The organism is Sphingobium lignivorans, assembly GCF_014203955.1.
Lineage (GTDB): Bacteria > Pseudomonadota > Alphaproteobacteria > Sphingomonadales > Sphingomonadaceae > Sphingobium > Sphingobium lignivorans.
In genome coordinates, this window is record NZ_JACHKA010000001.1 from 2,110,787 (window position 1) to 2,132,046 (window position 21,260).

Sequence of the window (21,260 nt, forward strand, 5' to 3'; positions counted from 1 at the left end):
GCAACCGGATCGGGCGGCACGGTTAGATTGGCCGCCCGGTTTCCGGAGAGCTGTGAGGCGTGGGCCGTTCCCTGCGCTGCCTGACTCTGGCCCGGCACGGAGGACCATTGCTCAGCCGCCGTTTCTTAGCGGTGTTCACAGCTCCCCCGAAACTGATGCGAGGTTTTGATGACCATGCCCGTCTACGTCAACTCCACCGCCTGGACTGGCCGCGCGCCGTGGGCCGGATCGCCGATCGATGTCGCTCGCCGCGTCGTCAGAAGCTGGCTCTACCCGACATTCGACTGCGAGAACTGCATCGGTATGCCGGAGCACGGCTGCTACTGCGCGGCCACCGGCGCCACATCGCCGAACGAAGGACCGGGCATGCTGCGCGCATGGCTGCGCATCGAACTGGACTGGTTCCTGAATCCGCCCACTCGACGCTGGGATGTGCTGTCTGACAACTGGACGGGGTGCTGATCATGGGCGCGATATTTCACCAGTCACAACTGGCACCATCTGAAAATAAGTTCCACGTCGGCAACGGCGATGACGGCAAGCATTACTGGCTGACCCCGCCGGAGCTTTACGCTGCGCTCGACGCCGAATTTCATTTCGACTTCGACCCCTGTCCATACCCGCTTCCCGATGGCTTCGACGGCCTCACATGTGAATGGGGGCAGTCGAGCTACGTCAACCCACCTTTCGGTTCGATCATGCACCAGGGTAAAAAGAAGGGACCGACCGCTTGGGTGCGTAAGGCAATCGAGGAGTGGCGCAAGGGCAAGCGCGTCGTTCTTGTCTACCCGGTAGACAAGTGGGTGTTGATGCTCATGTCCGCCATCCTTGGCGACCATGCGCAGGTCCGCAATCTCGGTGATGTGAAGTGGCTTGCCACCGAAGACGGTTCGGTCGGCAAGGGGACCGGCCGCCATATCGCCTGTGTTATCCTTGAACCGGTTCAATGACCCTCCCCGCACACGCCAAGCTCGCTCCCAGCGGCGCCGACACATGGATGACGTGCCCCGGCTCAGTCGAGGCGCAGGACGGCCTGCCCGACGACACCACCGAGTGGTCGAGCGAGGGGACGATGGCGCACGACGTCTCCGATTTCTGCCTCAGCTACGGCCTCGACGCCTATTTTTTCGTCGGCGCAACGTTCCGCGTTCCTGGCACCGAACTGGTTCGCAACGAGCACGGCCTTATCACCGGCCGGCGCAACCGCGTCTGGACCTACACCTGGTCGAACGAAGACGCGGACTTCCTGCAATCCGGCTTCGATCATCTGCTCGAGATGGGCGGAGAGCTTTACGGCGAACACAAGGTCGACATCTCCAACTGGCTGGGCGAGAACCAGTTCGGTACGCTGGACCGCGCGATCGTGTGGCGCGACGCCGACGTCTTCCTCATCAACGATCTCAAGTGGGGGCGCGGCATCCCTGTCAGCGTTCGCGACAGCAAGCAGTTGCGGCTCTACGCGCTGGGCTTCTGGTGGAATGTCGCCCGCTACTTCGAGAACATGAAGTCTGTGATCCTTGAGATCGATCAGCCGCGAAGCTGGGTGCAGGGCGGCCGCATCGAACTGACCATGGATGAGCTTCTGGAGTTCGGCGAGGAGGTTCGTCCTGCCGCTGAGCGCGCGCTGAAGCCCGGCGCAGAGCGCATCCCATCCAAGGCCGGCTGCTACTGGTGCAAGCGCCGCAAGGCGTTCCGCGGATGCTACGCCTACGACGCATGGATGCTCTCGCTGCTCGGCCTCACGCGCGCCGAAGTCATTGACATCGAGGAGTTTATCTTGGGCAAGACCTTCACGCAGGAAGAGCGCGCCAATCTCGTTCTGCACAAGACGCTGATCGTTTCGTGGCTGGAGAAGCTGCAAGACGATGCGGTGCAGGATGCGCTGACCATCGGCGACGTCCCGGGCGTTGCCAAGGCGATCGAGGGGCGCAAGCTCCCCGACGCGTGGGAGGACAAAGGTGCAGCCGACATCGCGCTCGCCAAGAAGCTGGGAGATCGTCGTTATAAGGCGCCCGCCCTCATCACGCCGCAGCAGGCGCTGAAACTCGTCGCGGGCGAAGACCGCAAAGACGTCGAGGCGCTCATCAAATTCGGCCTTCGAAAGACCGAGCTGGTGCCGATCGACCACCCGAAACCGTCGATCAAATCCCTGAACGATCAACTCGCTGAAATGGAGGACTTTTGACTATGGCCGAACGTGATCCCAGGACCGTGCTGCTCAAGCGCGTCCGTCTGTCGTTTCCCGATATCAAGGAACCTGGGCAGGCCGTCAAGGACGGCAAGCTGCGCTACGGGGCCAAACTCGTCATCGAGTTCGAGGGCGATGATTCCAAGGCGAAGGCTCTCGCCGCCGAGAACAAAGCCAAGGCCATCGCCGCCATGGAAGCCGCTGGCGATCAGGCGTGGAAGAACACCGCTGCCTACAAGGGCATCATGGAAGATGACCCTAAGAGGGTGTCGTTTCGCTCGGGCAAGCGTTTCAAGAACAAGGAGACCGGCGAAGTATACGCTGGATACGATGGGAATTTCGTCATTTCCGCATCAGGACCGGCTGGCGGCAAGAAGCGTCCCCAGCTCAAGGACCGCATGAAGCGCGACGTGGTCGAGAAGGATATCGAGGACGTCTTCTACCCCGGCACCTATGTCGACGCCTATGTCTCGTTCTACGGCACCGACGAGGGTGGCCGCGGCCTTTTCGCCTCGATCGATCTGCTGCGATCACACCAGGAAGGCAAGGTCACGGCCCGCACATTCACCTTCGATGACGACGAGCTCGACGATCTCGACGACGACACGCCCGAGCCCGGCGCAAAGGCTTCCGGCGACGATCTCGACGACTTCTGACCTCTGTCCCGGGGCGGCTTCGGTCGCCCCGGCTGTCAACATAATGGGGATATGACTGTGGCTTGCTGTCCGAATTGCGGCTTTGACATCACGAAGGACGACCTTGTCGAGCGAGATGGCTTCAAGCTGCACCCGCGCGAAGGGCTTGGATCATATCTCGGCCGTTCCATCGGACTGACTGGCTCAGAACTCGTGCTGCTCCACACCATCGGACAAGCCAAGCGCACGATCAGCCGCGAGGCGCTGCACAACCGTGTTTCTGACTGCGAGACCTTCCCTGAGATCGTGGGCACCTTCGTCTGCAAGATCCGCAGCAAACTGCGAACGGCCGGCGTTCCAGACCCCATCGAGACGGTGCGAGGCAAGGGATACCGTTGGAAGTCGGTGGCAGCATGACCGCCTTCTACAACGAGTGCGACCCCTACGCGGCGCAGTGGCTCCGCAACCTGATCGACGCCGGCCACATCGCGCCGGGCATCGTCGACGAGCGCGACATCCGAGACATCACGCCAGCGGAGCTATTCGAATATGACCAATGCCATTTCTTCGCTGGGATCGGCGTTTGGCCTTACGCGCTCCGTCGCGCCGGATGGGCGGACGATCGTCGGATCTGGACTGGATCGTGCCCTTGCCAACCATTCAGCGCGGCGGGCCGAGCAGGAGGGTTTGCTGACGAGCGGCACCTTTGGCCCCACTGGTTCCACCTCATTTCGCAGTGCAGTCCTCCAGTCATCCTTGGAGAGCAGGTTGCGTCGAAGGACGGCCTCGCATGGAACGATCTTGTATCGGTTGACATGGAAGCAGCGGGTTACGCCTTCGGGGCGGTCGATATCTGCGCTGCGGGCATCACCGTGGACTGGGAAAGCAGCCAAGCCGGGGAATGGTTACGCCGGGCCATTCACGATTGCTCAGATCCCGGCGTCACAGCCATGCTTCGCGATTTTGCCGATTGGGCTGGCGCAGGAAATCTCGGCGATGGCGGCGAGCACATTCGACAGCGGCAATACTTTGTCGGGGTGGCCGACGCCAGCAGCTCACGAGCCGGGCGGCACACCGGAGCAGCATCTGGCGCGGAAGCGCGCAGCGGCAGCACGTGGCATCCAGATGGGCACGACGGCGGTGACACACTGTTCACTGGTAGCTCAACTGGCAGGCTGGACCACCACCACCACCAGGGACCACAAGGACTCGCCGGGAATGACGGCGAAGCGCTCGGACAACGGCAAGGATCGGAACGACCAGCTTCCGAGGCAGGCGTATCTGACGGGCTGGACGACGACGACGACGACAGACGCGCTTCGGCATCCGTCACCGGACTTCGCGACGCCGAACATCACGCTGAACCACGCGGGGGTGCTCAGCGGATGGCCGACGGCCCGCACAGCGGACGGGGAGAAGAACGTCCGGACGTTGGAGGGATCGCTGTCGGAGATCGGACGCAAGGGCTCCCCGCAGGACACAGCAGCAGCAGCAGCAGCGATCACGACGCCAATGCGCCTCAGCGCGGACGGCCGGCTGTCGACTGGCTCTTCTGCCGGGATGGAAAGTGGCGGGCAGTTGAATCCGGCACATTCCCGTTGGCTCATGAAGCTCCCGCGCGAGTGGGACGCCTGCGCGCCTACGGCAACGCGCTCGACGCCGAAACGGCGACCGAGTTCATCAGCACCATCAAGGCGATCCTCGACGGTGAACCGGATGCTGCTGTTCGCAGCGATGGCGGCATAGACTTCGAGGATTTGATCGGATGACTGAACGCGAAAAGATCGCTGCGCGCATTCGTGCGCTGCGCGCCAAGACCGTCGAGAACGGTTGCACAGAGGACGAAGCCATTGCGGCCGCCGAGATGCTGGCCAAGCTCCTCGCCAAGCACAACATGACCATCGACGAAGCGGAGATGCGCGCATCTCCGTTCGAGCAGCACAGCCAGTCCCACGAAGACCGCGTCGGCGAGAGGCTCTGGAAGATCGCGGCCACCGTCTCGGAACTGACCGGAACGCGCTACTGGACGTCACGACCCGGAGTGTATCCGATCGAAATCACCTTCTTCGGCTTTGCGCACGAAGTCGAGGTGGCGCGTTACATGCTCGAGATCTGCGCTGGCGCCATGCGCCGCGAGCATGCCCGCCTGGAACGTGAAGCATGGCCTCGCATCCTGCGGCGCAGCAAGCTGCTTCCCTTCCTCGACGGCATGGCAGATCGTCTCGCCCTGCGCATCCGCGACCTGATCCCGCCGAAGCCGGTAGGCACCGGCCTCATGGTGCTCCATGACGAACTGGGCGCGGCGGCATCCCCGAAAACCGAGCCTTTGCGTGCACGCGGCAGTCGCAATCTTGAGACAGGCTATCTCGACGGCTTGGCGGCCGCTGACCGCGTCGCACTCAACAAGGGACTGACCGGCGGCGCGCGCCAGGCGGAGGCGCTGATCGGATGAGCAACCGCGAAGAAATCGCCGCAATTATCGACGCCGCCGGCTTCGACCCGGCGCGCACGCTCGTGTGCGACACCGAGTGCTATCCGAACTTCTGGTCAATCGGCTTCTGGCGCGTGAGCGACGGCAAGACACTGGTCATGGAGCATTCGGAGCGCAAGCCGTTCACCGACGCCAATCGCGACCGCATCCGCAACCTCATGCGGTCGAACACGATGATCGGCTACAATTTCCTGAACTATGACCAGGGCATGATCGCGCACGCGATCGACGGCGCCACTAACGCGCAGCTCAAGTCCCTCAATGACCGCATCATCCTTGGAAATCTGCGCTACTGGCAGCTCCGCGATCTCGACATCTACATCCCGGAAAGCTGGGACGTTGTCGATCTGATCGAGCCGCAGCCCAACGCCATCGCGTCGCTTAAGACCCTCGCCGGCCGCATGCACGCACCGCTGATGCAGGATCTACCATTCCATCCCGATCAGGTGCTCACCGAGGAGGAGATGGACAAAGTCCTGTTCTATATGGGCAACGATCTCCAGAACACCGATCTGCTGCGCCAGCACCTGATAGACGCGCTCCAGATGCGCCGGGCGATCGGCGCTGACTTCGGCCTCAACTTCATGTCAAAGTCCGACGCACAGATGGGCGAGGCAATGATCAAGAGCCGCGTCGAGCGCATGACCGGTTCGCGCGTCTACAAGGTCGAGACGCCGCCGGGCACGACCTTCAACTACAATCCCCCGAAGTGGCTCAAGTTCGAAACACCGCAGCTTCAGGCCATTCTCGAGCGCGTCCGCGGCAGCGAGTTCTATATCAAGGGCGGCAAGGACGCGGGCAAGGTCCAGGCGCCGAAGTGGCTCGAAGAGGAAAGCCGCATCGTCATCGGCGAGACCGAATATGCGATGGGCATCGGCGGTCTGCACTCGACAGAGAAGAACCGCGCAGTTCACAGCGATGAGGATTATGTCCTCTTCGACTTCGACGTTGCCTCCTACTACCCGGCTATCATTCTCAACGCCGGTCTGTATCCGAAGGCGCTCGGCCGCGAGTTCATCGACGTCTACCGCGAGATCCGCGACGAGCGCGTGGCCGCCAAGCGCGCGGGCGATAAGACGAAGGACAAGGGGCTCAAGATTGCCCTGAACGGCTGCTTCGGCAAGCTCGGCTCGAAATATTCGGTGCTCTACGCGCCGCACCTGATGATCGCGATCACGCTCGGCGGCCAGCTCGCCCTGCTCATGCTGATCGAGCGCGCCGAGCGCGCCGGCATCCAGGTTGTATCGGGCAACACGGATGGCGTCGTCTTCCGCTGCCCGCGCGAACTGGCCGGGAACGTCGTCAAACAGCGCCTCGACGGCGGCCTCCTCGCCGAGATCGTCGAAGAGTGGGAGCGAGAGACCGGCTTCGAGCTTGAAGCAACGGAATACAGCTCGCTCTACAACGAGTCCGTGAACAGCTATCTGGCCTTTCAGCCCGATGGGAAGGTCAAGGTCAAGGGCAAAGGCTGGACGGGCCGGCACGACAACGACATCCGCACCCAGCTCATGAAGAACCCCTTCGCCGAGGTGGTTACGCTGGCTGTCATCGCCTACATCCGCGACGGCGTCCCGCTCGAAGAGACGATCCGCGCTTGCACCGATCTGCGCGATTTCGTCAGCGTGGTGAACGTCAAGGGTGGCGGCACCTGGCGCGGCGAATATCTGGGCAAGGTGGTCCGCTACTACTGGTCTACGGACGGCGACGGCATCTTTTACAAGGAGGCCAACGAGTCGACGGGCAACCATAAGCAGGTGTCGAACACGGACGGCGCCAAGCCGCTGATGAACCTGCCCGCTGACGGCGCCTTGCCCGACGACATCGACTATGATCGCTACGTCCACGAGGCGCGCGAGAAGCTGATGAACATCGGCTTCGACAAGCGGCCCGAGAAGGTCCGCCCGCTGCGGATCTACAAATGGTCCGCCATGGCGTGGTTCGCAGTGGCGGTATGACGATCCTCGCGGTAACGGGTCATCGCCCCGACAAACTTGGCGGATATGGCCCCGAAGCAAAGGAGAAGCTCTGCAATTTTGCAGAAACCGTTCTCGCAGAGCTTTGCCCGAGGAAGGTGATCACCGGCATGGCGCTCGGTTGGGACCAAGCGGTCGCAAAAGCGTGCATCCTGTTCGACATTCCCTTCGTCGCCGCCCTGCCATTCCCAGACCACGGCAGCAACTGGCCTGAAGAGGCTCGGCGCATCCACGGGTTCTTGCTCGACCATGCCGTCGAAACAATCGTGGTGTGCCGCACCTATTCGACGACCGCCATGCAGCTTCGAAACATGGAGATGGTCGATCGCGCCGATGAGGTTCGCTCGCTTTGGGATGGATCGTCAGGCGGCACGGGCAACTGCGTGCGATATGCCAAGAGGCGTAAGAAATTCGCCGGAAATCACTGGAACGCATGGACCCAGCTCTAGCTGCCGCCGGCCTCGTCGTTCCACCCTGGGTGATCGACCGCCGCGATATCCCCGTCCACCCTGCCCTGCTGCTCGACATCGGGCTGCGGGACTATCAGTGGAACCTGCTGCTGCGGATCGCCGCGGCCATGCGCGCAGGCTACCGGCGAATTCTCGTCGTGGCGCCGACCGGCGCCGGCAAGACGGTGCTCGCCTCAGCGCTCATGATGTCGGCGGCGACGCTCGGGCTGACCTCTGAGTTCATTGTCCACCGCAAAGAGCTCATCAAGCAGACATCGCGCAGCTTCACCGAACGCGGGCTCGAACATGGGTTCGTCACCGCCGAAACGGCGTTCGGCTTCAACCCGCAGCAGATCACACTGGCCGGCGTGCAGACGCTCGTCACCCGGCTGCGCGATCTGTTCCCGCCGAACCTCGTCATCCTGGATGAAGCGCACCACGCCGTCGCCGGCACCTGGGAGCAAGTGCTCGAAGCCTATGCTGGCGCCTTCATCATCGGCCTGACCGCCACGCCTCAGCGACTGGACGGTCGCGGTCTCGGCGCGCAGTTCGACATCCTGATCGAGGGTCCGACCGTCGCCGAATTGATCCAGCGCGGCTTCCTCTCTCGCTATCAGTATTTCGCCTTCGTGGCCGACGATATGAAAGGCGTCAGCGCAACGCAGGCCGAGGAGAAGGCGGAGCGCCCGAAGCTGATCGGCGACATGGTCGAACACTATCAGCGCCTCGCTGCCGGCGAACAGGGCATCATCTTCGGGCAGAACCGGGCGCACAGCCTCAAGATCGCCCAGATGTTCAATGCGGCCGGCATCAAGGCAATGCACGTCGACGGGTCGATGAGCCAGAAGGAGCGCGACTATTTCGACGACGCCTTCCGCGCGCGCGACATCACGATCGGCTGCAACGTCAATCTGTTCGGCGAGGGCTACGACGTCCCGGGCATCACATATCTCGGCATCGGCGCGGTCACGCGCTCGCTGGTGAACCATAAACAGTGGTGCGGCCGCGTGCTGCGACCGGACGGCACGATCGCTACGATCTGCGACCACGTCGGCAACGCTCTGCCGGTTGCTCTCGGCGGCCGCGGCCTTGGACTACCCGACGACGACGTGGAATGGTCACTGGAAGGCGGCGCCCGGCTGAAGACCGGTGTGAGCGACGACGCCATCTCGATCACCCAATGCCTCGACTGCTATCGGATATACCCATCATCTGCGCCGCAGTGCCCTGGCTGCGGCGACGTGCGCCGCGTGAAGACCCGTGCGCATATCCAGCAGGAAGCCGGCATTCTCACCAAGCTCGAGCGCGAAGAGCTCAAGAAGCGCGAGGCGGCCCGCCGCAAAGACGAAGAGCGCTCCGTCACCAGCTTCGAGCAGATGGCGTCGCTCGGGCCGCGCGCGCGGCTACACCAACCCACGCGCATGGGCGTGGCGGCAGTGCAAATTCCGCCGCATCGCCATCCCAGGAAATTGGAGAACGATCAGTGTCCAGTGAAAAATCCATCATGAACCAGACGCTCATCGACGTGACGGCTCTGCCCGACACGATGGCGTACAGGCAGAATACCGGACAAGCCTGGCAGGGGGATGTCGTCGACAAGCCCGTCGGCCATTATGTCCGCATCGAACCAGGAATGAAGGTGCTGAGGAACGCGCGCCCGATCAGTTTCGGCATCCCCGGAGGCGGCGACATCGTCGGAACAAGGAAAGGCAAGGCGTTCCAGATTGAAACAAAAACGCTCACAGGTCCGCATGCGCAGCAACAAAAGACGTTCCAGAAAGTGTGGGAAAAGTGCGGCGGAATCTACATTTTGTGCCGCTCCTCCGCCGCAGCGCAAAAAGAATTGTTGACAAAAATCCCCTGAAACGCCACTTTGTCACCGAAATAGTGACAAGGAGTAAAAACTGTGGCGCGTGCTCGGACGGACGAAGGAACCTGGAAGAAGCTCAGGGATCCTGGATATGGGATCAGGCTCAGAGAAGCCTGTGACAATAGCCCGCATTGTCCGGACGAGAACTACGGTCGCGGACCATGGCTGCAGGAGGAACTGAAGAAGCGCGACATCATCGCGAGCAGGGAGTCCATCAAGCGCTGGCTGCATGGCGAGGTGCGCCCTCGCGAAGCGAAGTCGGACGCGCTGGCCGATATTCTCGGCGTCGACCGCACATGGCTGTTCGTCGGCAACTACAACACCATCGCGCCGCGAGATCGCAAGCAGTTGGCCTCATCCGCCTCCGGATATGTCAACATCGTTGCCGGGCTGATCCAGATCGATGGAAACTCGATCGCCTTTCCACAGACTGGCGACAAGAGGGCCGATCAGGAGAAGGTCGACTTCTACGCGATCATTCAGGGCGCCAACTACGCGATTCATGTCAGCGTCGGTGAAGCGCGAGAGGGCGGAACGATGTTCCGGCTGCCGTCCAACAATAGCGAACTGATCGTCATCGGGCTTATCCGCGACGGCATGAACTTCACGCTCATCGATATCGACCAGGACACCATCGCCGAAGGGAACGCCCGCGGTAGCTGGGTGGAAGTGACGCTCGACGAGCAGGCCGTGAGCCGGCGCCGCCTTCAGAACTTCACCAAGCGCTTCTGATGCCATCGAGATCGGATGTTGGTAGCTTTGTTGGTATGATGACGAGGAAATTGCCATAAATCGGCAGAAATACGTCGTCATTCGAATCCAACTCGGGGAGCCACTTCTTCTCTCGCAGGCCTTGGCCCGCGACTTTCCAGGCAGCAGATATCCCCCGCAAAAAGCACGTCGGCCCGCTGCGCCTTGAGCCCAGCGCCAGAGAGACGCCCCTCCCCGGCAACGCACCTTCAGTTCTGCCCCGCCGCGTCCAGAATCAGGCGCGCAATGGCGTCGGGCTGTGAAATGAGCGAGACATGGCTCGCCTTGAGCTCGATCGTCGTCGCGCCCATCCGCTTCGCCATGAAGCGCTGGAGATCGGGATCGATCGTGCGATCGTCCGCCGAGACGGCATAATAGCTGGGCTTGCTCCGCCAGGCCGCGCTGGCGACCCGTCCGGTGAGGAGCTCCCGTCGGAAGGGCTGCTGGACCGCATGAAGCGCTTTCGCTTTCGCTGCGGGCAGGTCCCCGGCGAAATCCCGCACGAAGGCCTCCTCGCTCAGCCGTCCTTCATCGCCATCATAGATGATGCCCGCGCTTGCAGGGGGCGTCGGGAACCTTGCCGCCAAGGCACCATAATCCTCGCCCGCATCAGGCGCGCGGGCCGCGACGTAGACCAGCGCCGAGACGCTCGGATGCATGCCTGCTTCGGTGACAATCATCCCGGAGAAGCTGTGGCCCGCCAGCACCGTGGGACCATCCTGCCTGTCCAGAACCCGTCGCGCCGATGCAATGGCCTCAGGCAGCGTCGTCAGCGGATTCTGGACCGATGTGACGGTGAGCCCCTTCGCCTGCAGGATGGGGATCACCTCGGACCAGGACGAACCGTCGGCGAACAGGCCATGCACGAGGACGACGTTGCGCGCCCTGCCCCCGGTCGCTGCCCTGACGGTCGCCGCCGGTCCGGCCAATGCCACTGTCGCGCCCAGGGCAATGGCGGCGTTCGTGAAGCCGCGTCGATCAATGCTCATCAGCGCCATTCCCTCCCAGTCACCGTGGACGAATTCACGTGCACGGATTGGCCATGATTTCCTGAAGCTCACCGTCCGAAAGCGGACCGTGCGGACGCGGCAGCTTTGCGGCGAGAAGACCTCGCTTGTACCGGAGAGAGACCAAGGGCGCCAGAGGGCGCAGCTCGTCCCGCCGAGCAGGCGCCGGGTAGTACGCCCTCAATCTCGCTAACAGCCGCGCTTTTCCCCTGTCCTACACCTCCTCCGCCATGGCAGGCCTGCCGGGCGCCTCCTCCACTCGACGGAGACAGGACCATGCACGGCTCTTTCTCATTGGAAGCGTTTCATCGTCCGGTCAGGCCCCGCCGGCTTGCCGGAACGGGCTCTGGCGTCGACCTGATTTGCGGCGTCCTGAAGTGCACGGAAGCGGAAGATGACACGGACGTGTCGTCATCTTCGTCAACTTCCAGAGCTCAGCGCAGTGTTGGACCGGCACGGCAGGCCCTTGAACTTCTGCCTCATAACGACCTACAAGTCCGCACATTTCAGCCCGTTCACAGGTAGACCCATGACCAGCTCCACGCAGAACACCACGGACATCTCCCAGGAGATCGCGCGCGTTTTCGCCCTGCAACAGGCGCATCAATGGGATGTGAAGGCCTCGAGCGCGGAGCAGCGCAAAGCGAAGCTCGCAAAACTGAAGGCCGCCGTGGAAGCGCATGCAGACGAGATCATCGCGGCCGTGCGGGAAGACACGCGCAAGCCCGAGGGCGAGATTCGCGTGACGGAAGTGCTGAACATCGTGAGCAACATCCAGCGGAACATCGACAATCTCGATGCGTGGATGGCGCCGACCGAAGTCACTCCCTCGCTCAATCCCAATGACAAGGCGCAGATCATTCATGAAGCGCGCGGCGTATGCCTCATCCTGGGGCCTTGGAACTTTCCGCTCGGCCTGACCTTCGGCCCGCTGGCCGCGGCCGTGGCCGCCGGCAATTGCTGCATGGTCAAGCTGACGGATCTTTGCCCGGCCACGGCCCGCGTGGCAGGCAAGATCGTCGGCGAAGTGTTCGACGAGAACGAGGTCGCGCTGTTCGAAGGCGATGTCGGCGTGGCGACCGCGCTGCTCGACCTTCCCTTCAACCACATCTTCTTCACGGGCAGCACGCGGGTCGGCAAGATCGTGATGGCCGCGGCGGCCAGGCACCTCGCCTCCGTCACGCTGGAACTGGGCGGCAAGTCCCCCGTCATCATCGATGAAGGCGCGGACATCGACAAGATCGCCGCAGACCTCGCCGGCGCCAAGCAGTTCAATGGCGGTCAGGCCTGCATCTGCCCGGACTATGTGTTCGTCAGGGACGATCAGCAGGCGCAACTCGTCGAGGGCTTCAAGGCCAATGTCGCGAAGAACCTCTATGCCGAGGACGGCACGATCCGGAAGGAGAGCATCGCGCAGATCGTGAACGAGAGCAATTTCGCCCGGGTGAAGGCGCTCTTTGACGATGCCGTCGCTCAGGGTGCGACGGTTGCCGTCGGCGGCGTGCTGGAAGAGGCGGACCGGACGGTCCATCCCACCATGCTCACCAATGTGACGCCGCAGATGAAGATCCTGCAGGAGGAAATCTTCGCTCCGCTCCTCCCCGTGATGACCTATGACAGTCTCGATCAGGCCATCGACTACATCGAGGCGCGGGACAAGCCGCTGGCGCTTTATGTCTACAGCGACAACGAGGCCAATGTGCAGAAGGTCCTCAACCGCACGTCATCGGGCGGCGTCACGGTCAATGGCGTGTTCTCGCATTATCTCGAGAACCAGCTTCCCTTTGGCGGCGTCAATCAGAGCGGCATGGGCAGCTACCACGGCTATTTCGGCTTCAAGGCCTTCTCGCATGAGCGGGCCGTCTACCTGCACCAGCACGCTCCCGCCTGAGTCGTTAGCCCGGGGACGGCGCATCACGCCGCCCCGGTGTCACGACCGCCTCACCCGATGACGCGTGCCTCGCTCAATGGCGCAACCTCCCGATACAGGCGCTCCACGTCTTCCCTGCGACACAGGTCCGTGCCCGGCGTCAGCACCGCGGCCGCACCGGCAGCAATCCCATAGCGGAATGCCTCGGTCACATCCCGGCCGTTGGCCAGGGAGAAGACCATGGCCGCCAGAAAACTGTCCCCTGCCCCCACCGCGCTCATCGCCTTCACGGCAATGGTCGGAAGGCAGACGACCTCATCTTCATGGGCAAGCAAGGCGCCTTCATGGCCCATGGTGACGGCCATGTAGTGCGTCTGGCCGCTCCGCACGAAAGCTCGTGCCGCGTCGGCGATTTCCCGCAGGCCCTCCAGCGGCTTGCTGACCAGCGCCTGCAACTCACCGAGGCTGGGCTTCACGAGAAAGACGCCACCCGCCTCCAGCGTCGCCTTCAGTGCGGCGCCCGATGTATCCAGCACGAACCGGATACCCCGCTGGCGGCACGCGGCAAGAGCCCGCGCGTAGAAATCCTCGGGCACCCCGGGGGCAAGCGAGCCGCTCGCAACGAAATAGTCGCACCCGGCCTGCGCGATCTCGGCGAGGCAGCGCTCGCATTCCTCTTCCGTGAACGACGGCCCCGCCGGCACGACCCGATATTCCTTGCCGCTCTCGCGATCGTAGAGGGATGCGCTGATCCGGGTGCTCCCGGCGATGGGAATCCGGTGGCGAACCATCTGGTGGAGATCGAGCAGGCCGTCGAGCGCCACGCCCGTCGCCCCGCCCGATGCATAATAAGCCCGCGCCGTTCCCCCGAGGCGAGCGATCACGCGCGATATGTTGATGCCGCCACCGCCGGGATCATAATGCTCGCCCTGCGTGCGCATCTTGTGCGTGTGAAAGACGCGGTCCGTCTCATAGGCCGCGTCGATGGTCGGGTTCATCGTGAAGGTGGCTATCCTGTCCATGGGACGAGCCTAGAGCATTTTGAGGCACGGAGGAAACAGCCCCCGGGTCGGAAAAATACCTAAGTCCGGACCTCCTGCTCGGCACGTGGCCACGAGCCCCCTATCATCAGGGCTGGACCCGGCGCGCGCCATGGGCGACATGGCCGGCATGATCGTCCGACACGATATCGCCCGATGCACCGAACGCCATCCCCCGGCTCGGGATCTGACCACCAACGGGACCGACTGATGGATCGCAGCGGCAACGGGCAGGCAATGGCGGCCTCCTCGACACCTGCTCACACGCCTTCCTTTTCCGACGGACTGCCGACACCCCGGCGCTACTGGGCACTGGCCGGCCTCTGGGCAGGGATGGCGATGTCGGTCATCGACGGGTCGTTCGTCAACATCGCGCTACCCTCGATCGCGCGTGACCTTTCCATCAGCCCCGCCTCGGCCACCTGGGTCATCACGACTTACCAGATCGCGATGGTGATGGGCATCCTGCCCTTCTCGGCGCTTGGGGAGCGACTGGGCTACGGGCGCGTTTATCTCGTCGGCATGTCGCTTTTCGTGCTGATGTCGCTGGTCTGCTCGCTTGCGCCGGACCTGGAAACGCTGGCGACATGCCGCTTCCTGCAAGGGATCGGCGCTGCGGCGATGATGGCGATCAATGGCGCGCAGATACGGCATACCTGGCCGCGATCCCTGCTCGGCCGGGGGATCGGCTATAATGCCGTCGTCGTTTCCAGTGTCGCGGCGAGCGGTCCGGCGGTCGCGGGGTTCATCCTGTCCTTCGCGAGCTGGCACTGGCTGTTCCTCGTCAACGTCCCGATCGGCCTTGCCGCGCTGACGCTCGTCATGCGCTTCGGGCCGCGCACGCCGCCCACGGCGACCACATTCGACTGGCAAGGCGCTCTGCTCAGCGCACTCATGTTTGCCGCTTTCTTCCTCGCCGCCTCGGATGCGGCGCATGGTCACTGGTCGGTTGGGATGAGCCTTGCCGTCGCTTTCGGCTTCGTCATGGGCTTCTGGCTGTTCCGGCGCGCCCAGTCCGGATCGCGCCCCATCCTCCCTCTCGATCTCCTGCGAATCGGCCGCATGCGCCTCGCTTATGCGGCGTCCATCTGCGGGTTCGGTTCTTTGATGGTCATGATGGTCGTGCTGCCCTTCTTTCTGGAAGGCACGCGCCGGATCGAGCCCGCCATGGTCGGGCTGGTGCTGCTCCCCCTGCCGATCGCCCTTGCCGTCTCCGCGCCGCTCGCGGGGCGCTTTTCGGACAGGAGCTGGGCCGGCCTGATGAGCGCAGCGGGCCTCACGCTGCTCGCGCTGGCGCTGGCCCTGATGGCATGGATGCTCCCGCATCACCCCCCGCTGAAACTCCTCGCCCTGCTGACCGGGCTTTGCGGCATCGGCTTCGGCCTGTTCCAGTCGCCCAACAACAATGTCATGCTGCGCACCGCGCCAATCGAGCGGGCGGGCGCCGCTGCCGGCATGCAGGCCATCTGCCGTCTGCTTGGCCAGACCATGGGCGCGCTGGTCGCCGCGCTCTGCCTGGGATCGACCGAGCAGGGGCCGCTGCTGGCCCTGGGCGTCGCCGCAGTCCTCGCCCTCCTGGCCGCAGCGAGCGCGAGCCGCCGCTGAAGCTCCTGGCGTCGCGGATTCGGCTGCCGACACCCTAAATCCCGCCGGTTCAGCCCGGCTGGCGCGTAATCCCCTTCTGGAGGATTGAGGCCGCGGCCTCGGTAATCTCCTCGATGGAAGCGTCTTCCGACCAGATGCAATAGCGCAGGCCCAGGAACACGTTCATCCCCATGATCGCCCAGGCATGAGCTTCTCCCAGCCCCTCGCGGAACTCCCCCGACTCGCCGCCCTTGCGCAGGCGCTCGCCAATGCGCTGCGCGGTCGTCTCGTAATGCCGGCGATAGCTGGCGGGATCGACGAACTCCGCTTCATCGACGATCCGGTAGATTTCCTTGTGGTCCCGGGCAAAGCCCAGAAAAGCGGCCAGCGCAGCCCGCTCCGTGGCCAGGGCCGTCATTTCTCCTGCCAACGCCTCGCGCGCCACCATCCGCACCCTGTCGCTCATGTCGTTGACGAGCGCGCGGAACACCTCGTCCTTCGAGTCGAAGTAAGTGTAGAAGGTCCCCAGCGCGGTGCCTGCCCGGCTGGTAATCCCGGTGATGGACGCGTCGTGGAACCCCTTCTCGCCGAACTCCGCCGCGGCGGAATCGAGCAGCTTGCGCAAGGTCCGGCGTCCGCGCTCGGTGCGCGGCTCCTTGCCGGAAGAGGGGGGAACGGGGGTCGGCACTGTTGTCATGAAAGCACAGCTAGAGGGTTCGATAGCCCAAGGCAAACAGGAGAAGTTGAAACTTGGTTCAACTATCAATATGAGTCGCACCAACCACAATGGTCCATGGGAGAGAGATGCAGTGAGCAAGGCTCATTTTCTCAAGAATTGCGCGAATCCGTTTGCTCTGGCGGCGATGGCCTGTTCCGGCCTCGCCTTTGGCATGCCCCTTCACGCCCAGACCGCGGGCGACAGTGCCTCGGACGATGACGCCGCTGCAATCGTCGTGACGGCCCGCCGCCGCGAAGAACGTCTCGTGGATGTTCCCATCGCCGTCACCACCTTCAGCGGTGCGGATCTCGAGAAGCGCGGTGCGCTCGACATAACGGATCTCGGCAGCACGACGCCCAACATCACCATGGAAGTGTCGCGCGGCACCAATTCCACCCTCTCCGCCTTCATTCGCGGCGTTGGCCAGCAGGATCCGGTGTCGGGCTTTGAGCAGGGCGTCGGCATCTATCTCGATGACGTCTATCTCAATCGCCCGCAGGCCGCCGTGCTGGACATCTATGACGTCGAGCGCATCGAGGTGCTGCGCGGGCCGCAGGGCACGCTCTACGGGCGCAATACCATCGGCGGTGCCGTCAAATATGTGACCAAGCTTCTGCCACAGGATTTCTCGCTGCGCGTGAAGGGCACTTATGGAAGCTACGATCAGGCCGACGGCATCGTCACGGTGTCCGGTCCGCTCGGCGACATCGTGCGCGTGGGCGCTTCGGTTGCCCGCCTGTCGCGCGGCGGCTTCGGCACGAACCTCACCAACGGCCTCGAGAACTACAACAAGGATATCTGGGCGGGACGCGGTACGCTGGAAATCGGCGGTTATGGCGAGCCCGTCCTGATCCGCATCTCCGGCGACTACACCAAGGATGACAGCAATCCGCGCGGCGGCCATCGCCTGATCCCGGGCCGCATCTCCGGCGCGCCGGTTCTCGACGATGTGTTCGACACACGCGGCGCGCTCAACGATCCCAAGCAGTTCGTCGAAGCTTATGGCCTTGCCGCGAATGTCTCGGCCGATCTTGGTGCGGGCTTCACCTTCCGCTCGATCACCGGCTGGCGCAAGGATGACAGCGCCTCGCCCATCGATTTCGATGCGCTCGCGGCCGTCGATGTCGACGTGCCGGCTTTCTACCGCAACGAGCAGTTCAGCCAGGAACTGCAAATTCTGTATGATAATGACGGCCCGCTCACCGGCCTCATCGGCGGCTATTATCTAAGCGCGAAGGCGGACACGCAGTTCGACGTGCGCCTGTTCACGACGCTGGCCGGCCTGACCGCCTTCACCGAGGCCAATGTCGACACCGAGACCTTCGCCGTCTTCGCCGACTTCAGCTACGACATCACGGATCAGCTCAGCCTCTCGCTGGGCGGCCGCTATACCTGGGACACGCGCAGGGCAGGCATCCTGCGCCAGAATTATCTCGGCGGCGGCTCGCCGGTCTTCGGCGGCGCGGGCGTGCCGCTCGGTGCTCCCAGCACCAATTTCAACGGAGAGCGGGATTTCAACAAGTTCACCCCGCGCGTTTCCCTCAGCTTCCAGCCCAACCGGGATCACAATATCTACGCAAGCTTCTCGCAGGGCTTCAAGGGCGGCGGGTTTGATCCGCGTGGCGTCGGTGTGAACGCACCGACCACCAACCCGAGCGGCGTGCCGAGCGAAGCCGAAGTCGCTGCCTATCTGAGCTTCCGTCCGGAGACGGTGGACAGCTACGAGATCGGCTACAAGGGCAATCTGCTCGATGGCGCGGTCTATCTCGCGCTCGCCGCTTTCCGCATGGACTACAAGGACGTACAGATCCCCGGTTCGGCGGGTTGCACCGTTGGCGGTATCCCCACCTTCTGCGGGATCATCACCAATGCCGGCAAGGCGCGCTTCCAGGGCGTCGAGGCGGAAACCAACATCCGCCTCGCCCGCAGCTTCATGACCGCTGGCGACCGGCTGACCTTCGCCGGGTCGCTTGGTTATATCGATGCCAAGTACAAGGAGTATATCACGCAGATCGCAGGCGTCGGCCCCGTCGACGTCGCGGATTTCCGTAAGGTGCAGAACACGCCCCGGTGGACCGCCAGCGGCACGCTCGCTTACGTGACGCCGATCGGCGATGGCGATCTGAATCTCAGCTCCACCGTTTCATGGCGTGGCCGGACCTACCAGTTCGAGATCCCCAACCCCTATATCGACCAGTCGAACTATGCGCTGTGGGATGCGAGCCTTGTCTATACCGCGCCGGACGATCGCTGGAGCATCGGCGTCCATGGCAAGAACCTGACGGACAAACGCTACAAGACGTCCGGCTACACCTTCGTGGCGGCCGATCCTCGCACCGGCGCGCTGATCAGGAATGCCAACGGAAATCTGACGCCGACGCTTGGCACGGAAGGCACGTTGACCGCTTTCTACGGCAACCCGCGCCAGGTCTTTGTGACAGCGACGCTGGGCTTCTGAGCGACGATGCCCGAGCACCACGCGCGATGAACGACGTCACCGCCTACGAGTCGCACCGTTTTGTCAGCGCAGACGGTCGGCTCGGCCTCTTCGCCCGGATTTATCCGGGTGAAGAGGCACCGCTTCTGCTGATGCACGGGCTCACCCGCAACAGCGCCGACTTCGAGCCTCTCGCTCGGCATCTGGCCGGACACTACCGGCTGATCGTGCCCGATCAGCGCGGGCGGGGCCTGTCGGCGCGCGACAGCGAACCGGAAAATTATCGACCGGACATCTATGTGGCCGACATGTTTGCCCTGCTGGATGAGCTGGGTATCGAGCGCGTCGCTTTGATCGGCACGTCGATGGGCGGGCTCATGGCCATGATGATGGCGGCGATGCAGCCGCAACGCATCAGCGCCATCGTCCTCAACGACATCGGCCCGAAGCTCGATCCCGAGGGGCTTGCCCGCATCCAGGGCTATGTCGGCGGCGGCGCGGCCTTCCCTGGCTGGAAGGATGCGGCGGACCGTTGCGCGGCGATCAACGCCGAGGCCTTTGTCGACTTCGAGGATGCGGACTGGATGGCCTTTGCACGCCGGACCTGCCGGGAGATGCCCGACGGAACCGTGCGCTTCGCTTATGATCCCGCCATCGCCGTCAGCATCAGTGGCGATGAACCGGCCACCGTTCCACCCGATTTGTGGCCCTTGTGGGACATGCTCGACGCAGTGCCCGCGCTCGTCCTTCGTGGCGCCTTGTCGGACCTCCTTGCACCGGAAACGGTCGCGCAGATGGGCGAGCGCCATGGTGGCCCCTTCACGGGAGTCGAAGTGCCTCTGCGCGGCCATGCGCCCTTGCTCGACGAGCCGGCGGCGCTTAGCGCCATCCTGCCCTTCCTGCGGGAGCATGCCGGATAGATGAGCAAAGCAGTCTCAACCCACGCCCGATCGGCGCGGCCCGGCGTGGTGCTGGCGATGCTGCTGCTCGTCTATATCTTCAATTTCGTCGACCGGCAGATCCTCGCGATCCTCGCGGCGCCCATCCAGCGGGACCTCGGCCTCAGCGACGGGCAGATGGGCCTGCTCGGCGGCCTTGCCTTCGCCCTCCTCTACTCAACTCTCGGCGTCCCGCTCGCGTGGCTGGCTGATCGCACGAGCCGGAGCTGGGTCATTGCTGGCTCGCTGGTGCTCTGGAGCGGCTTCACGGCGCTCTGCGGGCTGGCGCATGGCTTCTGGCACATCTTCCTTGCCCGGCTGGGCGTCGGCATTGGCGAGGCGGGCGGCGTTGCGCCCTCTTATGCGCTGATCGCCGATTATTTCCCCAGTCACAGGCGCGCTTTCGCCCTCTCGATCTATTCGCTCGGCATCCCGCTGGGCTCGGCGGCCGGGGTGCTGGCGGGCGGCTATATCGCCGCCACCGTCGACTGGCGCGCCGCGTTCATCGCGGTCGGCTGCGTGGGCATAATCATCGCGCCTCTGTTCAAGCTGCTGGTTCATGATCGGCGGATGCCCGCGCCTGCCGGTGTCGCGGCGCCCGCAGTGCCTCGCTTCGGAGAGGTCGCGGCCATCCTCGCGCGCAAGCCGAGCTTCTGGCTGCTGTCCTTCGGGGCAGCGTCGAGCTCGATGGTGGGTTACGGACTGGCCTTCTGGCTGCCGAGCCTGCTCCAGCGCAGCTTCGGCCTCGATCTCGTCCACACGAGCTGGTTTATCGGCGCGGTGATGCTGCTTGGCGGCGTTGTCGGCATGTTGATGGGTGGCTGGGTCGCAGACAGGCTCGGTCGGCGTGATCGGGCATGGATGTCCTGGGTGCCGGCCATTTCCTTTCTTGTCGGCGTCCCCCTGTTCGCCGCGGGCATCTACAGCAGTGACGTCATCATGGCCTTCGTGCTGTTCCTGCTCCCGCAGGCCCTGGTCTATGTCTGGCTGGGCCCCGTATTGTCAGCCGTGCAACATCTCGTCGCCCCGCCCGCCCGCGCGACTGCCTCTGCGAGCTTCCTCCTCATCAATAACCTCATTGGCCTCGGTGGTGGCATCTATGCGCTCGGCGCGCTCTCCGACGCGCTCCGGCCCGTCTATGGCAATGAGGCGCTGCGCTATTCCATGCTGTTCGGCCTGTCCCTCTATCTTCTGGCGGCGCTGCTCATGGCCCTGGCAGGACCGCGCCTGCGCCGGGACTGGGTGACGGACAGCGCGGGCTGATCCCTCGGGCGCCGTCGCATCCCACGGCATCCCGGCAAAAGAGCGTT

Annotated in this window: 20 protein-coding genes; 17 read left to right on the plus strand and 3 right to left on the minus strand. The window is 63.7% G+C overall.

Annotated features, from left to right (window positions below; translation table 11 throughout):
* Positions 1–168: 168 nt before the first annotated feature.
* From HNP60_RS09750 to HNP60_RS09805, 12 genes are read left to right on the plus strand one after another with little or no spacing between them, the layout of a single operon-like run.
* On the plus strand, positions 169–462 hold the full coding sequence (locus tag HNP60_RS09750) for a hypothetical protein (RefSeq protein ID WP_184153056.1): 294 nt from the start codon (positions 169–171) through the stop codon (positions 460–462).
* A complete protein-coding gene (locus tag HNP60_RS09755) occupies positions 456–950 on the plus strand; it encodes a methyltransferase domain-containing protein (RefSeq protein WP_184153059.1) in 495 nt (164 codons plus the stop codon). The genes HNP60_RS09750 and HNP60_RS09755 overlap by 7 nt, the downstream gene beginning before the upstream one ends.
* Positions 947–2,185 carry a DUF2800 domain-containing protein gene (locus HNP60_RS09760; protein WP_184153062.1) on the plus strand — a complete coding sequence of 413 codons (1,239 nt, stop codon included), beginning with the start codon at positions 947–949 and terminating at the stop codon, positions 2,183–2,185. The genes HNP60_RS09755 and HNP60_RS09760 overlap by 4 nt, the downstream gene beginning before the upstream one ends.
* Positions 2,186–2,187: 2 nt before the next feature.
* Positions 2,188–2,844 (plus strand): ssDNA-binding protein, encoded by a 657-nt coding sequence (locus tag HNP60_RS09765; protein WP_184153065.1) that lies wholly within the window; start codon positions 2,188–2,190, stop codon positions 2,842–2,844.
* Between the two features lie 51 nt (positions 2,845–2,895).
* Complete coding sequence (locus HNP60_RS09770; protein WP_184153067.1) at positions 2,896–3,240, plus strand: winged helix-turn-helix domain-containing protein; 345 nt, start codon at positions 2,896–2,898, stop codon at positions 3,238–3,240.
* Positions 3,237–4,592, plus strand: coding sequence for a DNA cytosine methyltransferase (locus HNP60_RS09775; protein ID WP_184153070.1), 1,356 nt, complete (start codon positions 3,237–3,239; stop codon positions 4,590–4,592). Before HNP60_RS09770 ends, HNP60_RS09775 begins: the two co-directional genes overlap by 4 nt.
* Positions 4,589–5,275, plus strand: coding sequence for a DUF2786 domain-containing protein (locus HNP60_RS09780; protein WP_184153073.1), 687 nt, complete (start codon positions 4,589–4,591; stop codon positions 5,273–5,275). The genes HNP60_RS09775 and HNP60_RS09780 overlap by 4 nt, the downstream gene beginning before the upstream one ends.
* Positions 5,272–7,269 carry a hypothetical protein gene (locus HNP60_RS09785; RefSeq protein WP_184153076.1) on the plus strand — a complete coding sequence of 666 codons (1,998 nt, stop codon included), beginning with the start codon at positions 5,272–5,274 and terminating at the stop codon, positions 7,267–7,269. Before HNP60_RS09780 ends, HNP60_RS09785 begins: the two co-directional genes overlap by 4 nt.
* Positions 7,266–7,736, plus strand: coding sequence for an SLOG family protein (locus HNP60_RS09790; protein ID WP_184153079.1), 471 nt, complete (start codon positions 7,266–7,268; stop codon positions 7,734–7,736). Before HNP60_RS09785 ends, HNP60_RS09790 begins: the two co-directional genes overlap by 4 nt.
* 29 nt (positions 7,737–7,765) lie before the next feature.
* On the plus strand, positions 7,766–9,244 hold the full coding sequence (locus HNP60_RS09795) for a DEAD/DEAH box helicase family protein (RefSeq protein ID WP_184153082.1): 1,479 nt from the start codon (positions 7,766–7,768) through the stop codon (positions 9,242–9,244).
* Positions 9,241–9,600 carry a hypothetical protein gene (locus tag HNP60_RS09800; protein ID WP_184153084.1) on the plus strand — a complete coding sequence of 120 codons (360 nt, stop codon included), beginning with the start codon at positions 9,241–9,243 and terminating at the stop codon, positions 9,598–9,600. The genes HNP60_RS09795 and HNP60_RS09800 overlap by 4 nt, the downstream gene beginning before the upstream one ends.
* A gap of 42 nt (positions 9,601–9,642) precedes the next feature.
* A complete protein-coding gene (locus HNP60_RS09805) occupies positions 9,643–10,338 on the plus strand; it encodes a hypothetical protein (RefSeq protein ID WP_184153087.1) in 696 nt (231 codons plus the stop codon).
* Positions 10,339–10,565: 227 nt separating this feature from the next.
* Here the strand turns inward: HNP60_RS09805 and HNP60_RS09810 are convergent, their stop codons facing one another.
* Entirely contained in the window at positions 10,566–11,345 is a 780-nt protein-coding gene (locus HNP60_RS09810; protein ID WP_184153090.1) for an alpha/beta fold hydrolase, read from the minus strand.
* A 412-nt stretch (positions 11,346–11,757) separates the two neighbouring features.
* On the opposite strand from HNP60_RS09810, the gene HNP60_RS09815 reads away from it, so the two are divergent.
* A complete protein-coding gene (locus tag HNP60_RS09815) occupies positions 11,758–13,254 on the plus strand; it encodes an aldehyde dehydrogenase family protein (RefSeq protein ID WP_260394826.1) in 1,497 nt (498 codons plus the stop codon).
* Positions 13,255–13,304: 50 nt separating this feature from the next.
* Here the strand turns inward: HNP60_RS09815 and HNP60_RS09820 are convergent, their stop codons facing one another.
* On the minus strand, positions 13,305–14,255 hold the full coding sequence (locus tag HNP60_RS09820; RefSeq protein WP_184153096.1) for a 1-phosphofructokinase family hexose kinase: 951 nt from the start codon (positions 14,253–14,255) through the stop codon (positions 13,305–13,307).
* A 228-nt stretch (positions 14,256–14,483) separates the two neighbouring features.
* Between HNP60_RS09820 and HNP60_RS09825 the strand changes: the two genes are divergently transcribed.
* Positions 14,484–15,878 (plus strand): MFS transporter, encoded by a 1,395-nt coding sequence (locus HNP60_RS09825; RefSeq protein WP_184153099.1) that lies wholly within the window; start codon positions 14,484–14,486, stop codon positions 15,876–15,878.
* 49 nt (positions 15,879–15,927) lie between these two features.
* Here the strand turns inward: HNP60_RS09825 and HNP60_RS09830 are convergent, their stop codons facing one another.
* Complete coding sequence (locus HNP60_RS09830) at positions 15,928–16,554, minus strand: TetR/AcrR family transcriptional regulator (protein ID WP_184153102.1); 627 nt, start codon at positions 16,552–16,554, stop codon at positions 15,928–15,930.
* Between the two features lie 166 nt (positions 16,555–16,720).
* Here HNP60_RS09830 and HNP60_RS09835 point away from each other — a divergent pair, with 166 nt between their 5' ends.
* The 3 genes from HNP60_RS09835 to HNP60_RS09845 are packed head-to-tail and all read left to right on the plus strand — an operon-like array spanning position 16,721 to position 21,213.
* Positions 16,721–19,033, plus strand: coding sequence for a TonB-dependent receptor (locus HNP60_RS09835; RefSeq protein ID WP_184156992.1), 2,313 nt, complete (start codon positions 16,721–16,723; stop codon positions 19,031–19,033).
* A 26-nt stretch (positions 19,034–19,059) separates the two neighbouring features.
* Entirely contained in the window at positions 19,060–19,932 is an 873-nt protein-coding gene (locus HNP60_RS09840; RefSeq protein ID WP_184153105.1) for an alpha/beta fold hydrolase, read from the plus strand.
* On the plus strand, positions 19,933–21,213 hold the full coding sequence (locus tag HNP60_RS09845) for a spinster family MFS transporter (RefSeq protein WP_184153108.1): 1,281 nt from the start codon (positions 19,933–19,935) through the stop codon (positions 21,211–21,213).
* The last annotated feature ends 47 nt before the right edge of the window (positions 21,214–21,260 follow it).

Bases quoted from the DNA above. Each gene is read 5' to 3' on its own strand.
- HNP60_RS09750 (WP_184153056.1), top strand. From the start codon at position 169: ATGACCATGCCCGTCTACGTCAACTCCACCGCCTGGACTGGCCGCGCG.
- HNP60_RS09760 (WP_184153062.1), top strand. From the start codon at position 947: ATGACCCTCCCCGCACACGCCAAGCTCGCTCCCAGCGGCGCCGACACA.
- HNP60_RS09765 (WP_184153065.1), top strand. From the start codon at position 2,188: ATGGCCGAACGTGATCCCAGGACCGTGCTGCTCAAGCGCGTCCGTCTG.
- HNP60_RS09770 (WP_184153067.1), top strand. From the start codon at position 2,896: ATGACTGTGGCTTGCTGTCCGAATTGCGGCTTTGACATCACGAAGGAC.
- HNP60_RS09775 (WP_184153070.1), top strand. From the start codon at position 3,237: ATGACCGCCTTCTACAACGAGTGCGACCCCTACGCGGCGCAGTGGCTC.
- HNP60_RS09780 (WP_184153073.1), top strand. From the start codon at position 4,589: ATGACTGAACGCGAAAAGATCGCTGCGCGCATTCGTGCGCTGCGCGCC.
- HNP60_RS09785 (WP_184153076.1), top strand. From the start codon at position 5,272: ATGAGCAACCGCGAAGAAATCGCCGCAATTATCGACGCCGCCGGCTTC.
- HNP60_RS09790 (WP_184153079.1), top strand. From the start codon at position 7,266: ATGACGATCCTCGCGGTAACGGGTCATCGCCCCGACAAACTTGGCGGA.
- HNP60_RS09800 (WP_184153084.1), top strand. From the start codon at position 9,241: ATGAACCAGACGCTCATCGACGTGACGGCTCTGCCCGACACGATGGCG.
- HNP60_RS09810 (WP_184153090.1), bottom strand. From the start codon at position 11,345: ATGAGCATTGATCGACGCGGCTTCACGAACGCCGCCATTGCCCTGGGC.
- HNP60_RS09815 (WP_260394826.1), top strand. From the start codon at position 11,758: ATGACACGGACGTGTCGTCATCTTCGTCAACTTCCAGAGCTCAGCGCA.
- HNP60_RS09820 (WP_184153096.1), bottom strand. From the start codon at position 14,255: ATGGACAGGATAGCCACCTTCACGATGAACCCGACCATCGACGCGGCC.
- HNP60_RS09825 (WP_184153099.1), top strand. From the start codon at position 14,484: ATGGATCGCAGCGGCAACGGGCAGGCAATGGCGGCCTCCTCGACACCT.
- HNP60_RS09830 (WP_184153102.1), bottom strand. From the start codon at position 16,554: ATGACAACAGTGCCGACCCCCGTTCCCCCCTCTTCCGGCAAGGAGCCG.
- HNP60_RS09835 (WP_184156992.1), top strand. From the start codon at position 16,721: ATGGCCTGTTCCGGCCTCGCCTTTGGCATGCCCCTTCACGCCCAGACC.
- HNP60_RS09840 (WP_184153105.1), top strand. From the start codon at position 19,060: ATGAACGACGTCACCGCCTACGAGTCGCACCGTTTTGTCAGCGCAGAC.
- HNP60_RS09845 (WP_184153108.1), top strand. From the start codon at position 19,933: ATGAGCAAAGCAGTCTCAACCCACGCCCGATCGGCGCGGCCCGGCGTG.